Origin of the sequence: Bradyrhizobium genosp. SA-3 (genome assembly GCF_004212635.1) — a bacterium.
GTDB lineage: Bacteria > Pseudomonadota > Alphaproteobacteria > Rhizobiales > Xanthobacteraceae > Bradyrhizobium.
In genome coordinates, this window is sequence record NZ_PSRT01000238.1 from 1 (window position 1) to 7,155 (window position 7,155).

Here is a 7,155-nt window from a genome sequence, read left to right on the forward strand (position 1 = left end):
CCCTCGGCGGAGGCAGTCTGGATTGCTTCGTCGCAAGGGCTCCTCGCAATGACGAGGTTGTGGCTACACTCGCCTCCACACACGCGCTGTCATCGCCCGGCTTGCCGTCTTCGCTAAAGCTTCGCCGGCCCAACACTGAGGAGCCCGGCGAAGCCTCGGAGTAGCCGGGACCGGGCGATCCAGTACTCCGAGACGTCTGTGATTCACCGAGGAGCCTCGGCGTACTGGATTCCCCGCATTCGCGGGGAATGACACCGGGCGGAGCGTCGCCCTCGCGTTTTAGAACAAGCTGCCCTGATCCACCGGCTTGGCCACGCGCTTCGGCGCGGGTTTTGCGTCTTGCGCGGCCGGCTTTGGCTGTGAGGGCGCGCGCTTCGCCGTCGGCGGCGGGCGGTCCGCATCCGCGGTCGCGGCCACACGGCCATCGGCAAACTCGATCTCGAGCCGCGCATTCGGCCCGACGCTGTCGGCCGCATGCAGGGGGTGGCCGGCTTCATCGCGCACCAATGCAAAGCCGCGCGCGAGCACGCTGCGGTAGGATAAAGCGGAGAGCAGCTTGCCGCTGTTCTCGACACGCGCATCGAGCCGTTGCAGCAACGTGACAAGCGCGCGTTGCGCGCGCTCGGCCAGCCGATGCGTGCGCTCGCGCTGGCGGAGAATCGCGTTGCGCTGCGCCTGTGCGTTGGAAAGCTTTGAGGCACGCAAGCGAACCTCGAGCCCGGCAAAGTAGTCGCGCCGCCGCAGCAGCAGCGAGCGCGCGGACAGGCCGAGCCGTTCGCCGCACACGGTGAGGCGGTGATCGGCCTGCGAAATCTGGCCGTGCAGCACCCGCAGCGTCAGCTTTGCGCTCGCCGCGGTGAACCGGCGGAAATGCGCGTGCGTGTTGGCCTTGAGCCCGCGGGGCAGGGCGCTGCCTGCCGAATCCAGCCGCTGCCGCGGGATCGCCAAGAGATCGCTCGCCGCGGGCAGCGCACGCGCCGCGGCGCGCAGCTCATTGCGGCGATTTTCATGGCCACGCTGCCAACAGGCACGCGTCCGCCGTGCGAGATCGGCGACCTCGACGAACAAGTCGCTGCGCACCGGCACCGCCATCTCGGCCGCCGCCGTCGGCGTCGGCGCGCGCTTGTCGGCGACGAAATCGATCAGCGTGATGTCGGTCTCGTGCCCGACCGCCGAGATCAGCGGGATCATGCTGTCGCTAGCTGCCCGCACCACGATCTCCTCGTTGAACGACCAGAGATCCTCCAGCGAGCCGCCGCCGCGCGCGACGATCAAGACATCGGGCCGCGGAATCTTGCCGCCCTCGGGCAGCGCGTTGAAGCCGCGGATCGCGGCCGCGACCTGCTCGGCCGAGCCTTCGCCCTGCACCTTGACCGGCCACACCAGCACGCGGCGGGAAAGCGGTCCTCCAGCCGATGCAGGATGTCGCGGATGACCGCGCCGGTCGGCGAGGTGACGACGCCGATCACCTCCGGCAGCCAGGGCAAGAGCTGCTTGCGCGCCTGATCGAACAGGCCTTCGGCGGCGAGCTTCTTCTTGCGCTCCTCCATCAGCGCCATCAGCGCGCCGATGCCGGCCGGCTCCAGCGCCTCGATCACGATCTGGTACTTGGAAGAGCCGGGATAGGTGGTGAGCTTGCCGGTGGCGATCACCTCGAGCCCCTCCTGGGGCTTGAAGCGCATCCGGCTATGCACGCCCTTCCAGATCACCGCCTCGATCTTGGCGCTGTCGTCCTTGAGCGCGAAATAGCAATGGCCGGAGGAGTGCGGTCCGCGGAAGCCGGAGATTTCGCCGCGGACCCGGACATGGCCAAAGGCGTCTTCGACTGTCCGCTTCAGGGATAGCGAGAGCTCGGAGACGGTGAATTCGGGCGCGTTGAGCAATTGTTCCGCAGGCGGCATCGGCAAACGATTCGGCATTTTGGGGTCAGACCCGACGTTAAGGATTTTCGCGCCGCTGCGCCAATCCCGGGATTGATTGGAAGAGTACTCTGTAATATAGAGTTCTCTATTGATTGATGAGTTTAGGGAGAGATGCGCCATGGCGATCCGGCTGCTGCGCGGCGTTTTGACCGGCCTGAAATGGGCCTTGTGTGCGGTCGGCGGCGTGGCGCTGATCCTGGGTGCGATGATCGCAACGCCGCTGGAGCGGCCGCCTGAGATGCGATCGGTCTCGGATTCAGCCAAGGGCATCGACTGGTCCACGTTGCCACCGCTCGAACGCTTTCAGGCCCGCGATGGCACCTGGATCGGTTATCGCCACTATGCACTGAAAGGCCCGGAGGCGGGCCGCGGCGCGATTTTCATTCATGGCTCCTCCGGCTCCAGCGGCACCGTCAATCACGCGCTGACCCATGCGATCGCCGCGCGCGGGGTGGAGACCTGGGCGCTGGACATCCGCGGCCATGGCGGCTCCGGCACGCGCGGCGACATCGGCTATGTCGGCCAGCTCGAGGACGACCTCGTCGACTTCGTCGCTCATGTCCGCAGGAACGCGCCCGACCTGCCGCTGACCTTGATCGGCCATTCCGCTGGCGCCGGCTTCTCGCTGCGTGTCGCGGCCACGCCGATCATGCAGGACATGTTCGTCCGCACCGTGCTGCTCGCGCCCTATCTCGGCTATGACGCACCGACCAACAAGCCGCATTCCGGGGGCTGGGCCAATGCCGATATGCCGCGCTTATTCGGGCTTGCCGCGCTGCGCAAGCTCGGCATCGATTGCTGCGCGCAGCTGCCGGTGCTCGCCCTGGCGGTGCCGCCGGCCTTGGCGAAGTACCTGGTCTCCACCTATTCCGACCGCCTGATGCGCAATTTCGCGACGCGTGGCTATCGCATCGATCTTCCGGCGACGACACGTCCGATCACGATCTTCGGCGCCGCCGAGGACGAGATGATGATCTCGGACAAATATGCCGAGGCGGTTCAGGCCATCAAACCGTCGATCGACGTCAAGATCATCGACGGCATCAACCACATGGGCATCGTCACCAATCCGAAGGCGGTCTCCGCGATCGCCGAGGACGTGGCGACGCGCGGTGCGGCGGGGAGCTGACCATGATCGCGCATTTGACGCCCACAGGTGCAATTCATGCCGTGCTGGCGATGCTGTGTCTCGTTGCCGGGCTAATTCAGTTTCTGCGCCCGAAGCGTGGTGCAGGCCATCGCGCGCGCGGCTACTTCTACGTCTACGCCATGCTGGCCTCCGACGCCGCGACCTTGCTGGTCTACCGGTTCACCGGTCATTTCAACGCGTTCCATGTCGCCGCGATCGTGAACTTCACCCTGATCGTCCTGGCGATCGTTCCGCTGCTGCGCACGCCGCGACCGGCGAACTGGCGAAGGACTCACTATAACTTCATCGCCTGGTCCTATGCCTCCCCTGTGTCGGCGGCAATCACGAACATCGCGGCGCGGTTGCTGCCTGTGACGACAAGGGATCAGGTCGCATTGATTGCGCTCGTCGCGTCGCTTGTGACCATGATGATCGCGTACAGCCTGATCCGGAAGCATCGGCCCCCAGTCGATGCACCAACGATGTCCAGCGGGCTGGTCGAGCAGAGCGGAGCGCCATCGTGATCGACAGCAAGCAGGCTTCCGAAGCGCTGAACGATATCGAGGACACGGTCCGCCGCGTGCGGCAGTCGCAGATCTACGAGGTCTCCAGTCTCGCCCTGCTGATGTGGGGCGTGCTTGCGTTCGTCGGCAACATCTCGGGCTGGTTCTGGCCCCGCTACGGGCTCTATTTCTGGTTTGCAGTGTACGGGGTGTCGGCCATAGGCCTGATCGCTCTCGGCGGGTATCACCGTTCGAAGAGCCGCATTCGCGTGTTCGACGGCCGCTATTTTTTGACGTTTGCGTTGATCGCCGCCTTTGGCATCTTCTGCTGCTATTTCGGTCATTTCACGCCGCGCCAGCAGACGGTGTTCTGGCCGATCTACATCATGCTGTTCTACATGATGGCAGGGGTCTGGTTCGGCTATGCCTTCCTGGTGATCGGTGCGACCATCATTGCGCTGACGCTGATCGGATATGCCTACATCCCCGGGCTCTCGCTGCTGTTGTGGATGGCGTTCGTGAACGGCGGCGGGCTGACCCTCGGCGGCCTCTGGATGCGGCGGAGCTAGAATTGGCCGAACTCGACGATATCATCCATCAGCCGCTGCGGCTGAAGATCATGGCGGCGCTGAACGCGCTGCCGCAGCCGACCGGCCTGGAATTCGCGCGGCTGAAGAAGCTCACCGGCGCCACCGACGGCAATCTCGGCGCACATATCGAGACCCTCGCCAAGGCCGGTTACGTGTCGGTGGAGAAGGCGTTCGTCGGCAAGAAGCCGCAGACCACGGTCACCGCAACCGCCGTCGGCCGCGGCGCTTTCGCGCGGCATGTGGCGACGTTGCAGGAGATCATCGCGGGGAAGCAGGTGTAGGCGTCGCCGTCATTCCGTGGGCGTCCCACTCTCTCCGCCGTCATTCCGGGGCGCGGCGACGCCGCGAACCCGGAATCCATCCCACCACCAACGCCGCGGCCCGATGGATTCCGGGCTCGCGCTGTGCGCGCCCCGGAATGACAGGGGAAATCGAATGACGGGGGTGATCGGCTCAGCCCCCCTTGAGGCCCGCGCCGATTCGTGCGACCTCCGCCCCCAGCAAACCCCGCATTTCGAGCCTTCGATGCACATTCTCCTGCTCGGTTCCGGCGGCCGCGAACATGCTCTGGCATGGAAGATCGCAGCCTCCCCTCTGGTGACCAAATTCTGGTGCGCGCCCGGCAATGCCGGCATCGCGCGGGAGGCGGAGTGTGTGGCGCTCGATATTGCCGACCATGCCGCGGTGATCGACTTCTGCAAGACAAACGCGGTCGAACTCGTCGTGGTCGGTCCGGAGACGCCGCTGGCGGCCGGCATCGTCGACGATCTCACTGCCGCCGGCATCAAGGCGTTCGGGCCGAGCAAGGTGGCGGCCCAGCTCGAAAGCTCCAAGGGTTTCACCAAGGCGCTGTGCACCGAATTCGGCATTCCGACCGGCGCCTACAAGCGCTTCACCAATGCCAATGAGGCGCGCGCCTATATCCAGAGCCAGGGCGCGCCGATCGTGGTCAAGGCCGACGGACTTGCCGCCGGCAAGGGTGTCGTGGTCGCCAAGACCGTGCGCGAGGCCGAGGACGCCATCGCCATGATGTTCGAGGGTGCCTTCGGCGAGGCCGGCGCTGAAGTCGTGATCGAGGAGTTTCTGCCCGGCCGCGAGATCAGCTTCTTCGCGCTGTGCGACGGCGAGACGGCGATCCCGCTGGCCTCGGCGCAGGACCACAAGCGCGTGTTCGACCATGACGTTGGCCCGAATACCGGCGGCATGGGCGCCTATTCGCCGACGCCGCTGGTCACGCCTGCGATCCACGACGCGATCATGGCCAGGATCATCCTGCCGACGGTATCAGGCATGAAGCAGCGCGGCACGCCGTTCCGCGGTGTGCTCTATGCCGGGATCATGCTGACGACGCAGGGGCCAAAGCTGTTCGAGTTCAACGTCCGTTTCGGCGATCCCGAGTGCCAGGTCTTGATGCTGCGCATGATGAGCGACATCGTGCCGGCGCTGCTCGCCGCCTGCGACGGCGAGTTGAAGCATTTCGATCTGCGCTGGTATCCGGAGTCCGCGATCACGGTGGTGATGGCGGCGAAGGGCTATCCCGGCGACTACCAGAAGGGCACGCGCATCCAGGGGCTGGAGGAGGCCGCCAGGGTCGAGGGCGTCGAGATCTTCCATGCCGGCACGGTGGCGAAGGACGGCGCCATCCTCGCCAATGGCGGCCGCGTGCTCAATGTCTGCGCGCTCGGCAGGACCGTGACCGAGGCGCAAGGCCGTGCCTATCAGGCCGTCGACCGCATCGACTGGCCGGAAGGCTTCTGCCGCCGCGACATCGGCTGGCAGGCGGTGGAAGCGGAGAAGGCCAAGAATTAGCTCAGGCATTAGTCCGTCATTCCGGACGGCGCGCAAACGCGCCGATCCGGAATCTCGAGGTTTTGGCGCCATCGCGCCGTCACATCGACGTTCCAAAATAATTAATCGCCTGTTGGGGTTAGTAGCCCCGCAAATAATACCGCTACTGTGCATGGGGTTGTTTTCGACATATTTGTTTGTCGGGGCGTCTCCGCGACTGACCAGACAAGGATGCAGAAAGATGTCCGATCTCGCCGACCTCTATCCGGGCTTTGCCGCCGAATGGATCGACACCTCCTTTGGCCGCATCTTCGCCCGCGTCGGCGGCAGCGGGCCGCCGCTGCTCCTGCTCCATGGCTTCTCCGAGACCCACGTGATGTGGCACCAGGTGGCGCCGCAGCTGGCCGATAGGTTCACGCTGATCATTGCCGACCTGCCGGGCTATGGCTGGTCCGACATGCCCGCGAGCGATGCGCTGCATATCCCCTACAGCAAGCGCGCCATGGCCAAGGCCATGGTCGAGGCGATGGAGCGCCTCGGCCATGTGCATTTCGCGCTCGCCGGCCACGACCGCGGCGGCCGCGTCTCCTACCGCCTCGCGCTCGATCATCCCGGCCGGCTGTCGCGCCTCGCCGTGCTCGATATCCTGCCGACCTACAATTACTGGGAGCGGATGAACCGCGCCTACGCGCTGAAGATCTATCACTGGACCTTCCTGGCGCAGCCTTATCCGCTGCCCGAGACCCTTATCGCGAGCAATGGCGAGTTCTTCCTGCGCTTCAAGATGGCAAGCCAGACCAAGTCGAAGACGTTGGAGGCGATCGACGAGCGCGCGCTCGAGCACTATCTCGCCCCGTTCCGCGATCCCGCCCGGGTGCATGCGATGTGCGAGGACTATCGCGCCGGCGCTTATTTCGACTACGACCTCGACAAGGCCGATTTCGAGGCGGGCAAGAAGATCACCATTCCGATGCTGGCGCTGTGGGGCAATGCCGGCATCGCCCAGGCTGCCGCCACTCCGCTCGACATCTGGAAGGAATGGGCCACGAATGTCGTGGGCATGCCGGTGGATTCCGGCCACTTCCTCACCGAGGAGAACCCGGACGTCACCGCGAGCGCGTTGCGCGAATTCTTCTCGGCTTGATCCTCATCGTCATTGCGAGGAGCTCTTGCGACGAAGCAATCCAGTCTGTCTCCGCGGAAAGACTCTGGATTTCTTCGCT

Annotated in this window: 6 protein-coding genes and 1 pseudogene; 6 read left to right on the plus strand and 1 reads right to left on the minus strand. The window is 65.1% G+C overall.

The genetic code is table 11. From position 1 onward, the window contains the following. Window positions 1–279: 279 nt before the first annotated feature. A pseudogene (gene xseA, locus CWO91_RS45710) lies at window positions 280–1,901 on the minus strand (exodeoxyribonuclease VII large subunit). A 139-nt stretch (window positions 1,902–2,040) separates the two neighbouring features. On the opposite strand from xseA, the gene CWO91_RS40835 reads away from it, so the two are divergent. The 6 genes from CWO91_RS40835 to CWO91_RS40860 all read left to right on the plus strand — a co-directional run bounded on the left by CWO91_RS40835 (window position 2,041) and on the right by CWO91_RS40860 (window position 7,076). Continuing rightward, window positions 2,041–3,051 (plus strand): alpha/beta hydrolase, encoded by a 1,011-nt coding sequence (locus tag CWO91_RS40835; RefSeq protein WP_165406055.1) that lies wholly within the window; start codon window positions 2,041–2,043, stop codon window positions 3,049–3,051. Window positions 3,052–3,092: 41 nt separating this feature from the next. Then, window positions 3,093–3,575, plus strand: a complete 483-nt coding sequence (locus CWO91_RS40840; protein WP_165406056.1) for a DUF2306 domain-containing protein — start codon at window positions 3,093–3,095, stop codon at window positions 3,573–3,575. After that, a complete protein-coding gene (locus CWO91_RS40845; RefSeq protein ID WP_130220967.1) occupies window positions 3,572–4,123 on the plus strand; it encodes a hypothetical protein in 552 nt (183 codons plus the stop codon). The genes CWO91_RS40840 and CWO91_RS40845 overlap by 4 nt, the downstream gene beginning before the upstream one ends. Before the next feature lie 2 nt (window positions 4,124–4,125). Next, window positions 4,126–4,425: a winged helix-turn-helix domain-containing protein gene (locus CWO91_RS40850; RefSeq protein WP_130220968.1), complete on the plus strand. Its 300-nt coding sequence runs from the start codon at window positions 4,126–4,128 to the stop codon at window positions 4,423–4,425. Between the two features lie 244 nt (window positions 4,426–4,669). Then, window positions 4,670–5,953 (plus strand): phosphoribosylamine--glycine ligase, encoded by a 1,284-nt coding sequence (purD, locus tag CWO91_RS40855; protein WP_130220969.1) that lies wholly within the window; start codon window positions 4,670–4,672, stop codon window positions 5,951–5,953. 220 nt (window positions 5,954–6,173) lie between these two features. After that, the gene (locus tag CWO91_RS40860; RefSeq protein WP_130220970.1) at window positions 6,174–7,076 is read left to right on the plus strand and encodes an alpha/beta fold hydrolase; all 903 of its coding nucleotides are present in this window, start codon (window positions 6,174–6,176) and stop codon (window positions 7,074–7,076) included. The last annotated feature ends 79 nt before the right edge of the window (window positions 7,077–7,155 follow it).

Coding starts and splice junctions, on each gene's coding strand:
- CWO91_RS40835 (WP_165406055.1), top strand. CDS start 2,041: ATGGCGATCCGGCTGCTGCGCGGCGTTTTGACCGGCCTGAAATGGGCC.
- purD (WP_130220969.1), top strand. CDS start 4,670: ATGCACATTCTCCTGCTCGGTTCCGGCGGCCGCGAACATGCTCTGGCA.
- CWO91_RS40860 (WP_130220970.1), top strand. CDS start 6,174: ATGTCCGATCTCGCCGACCTCTATCCGGGCTTTGCCGCCGAATGGATC.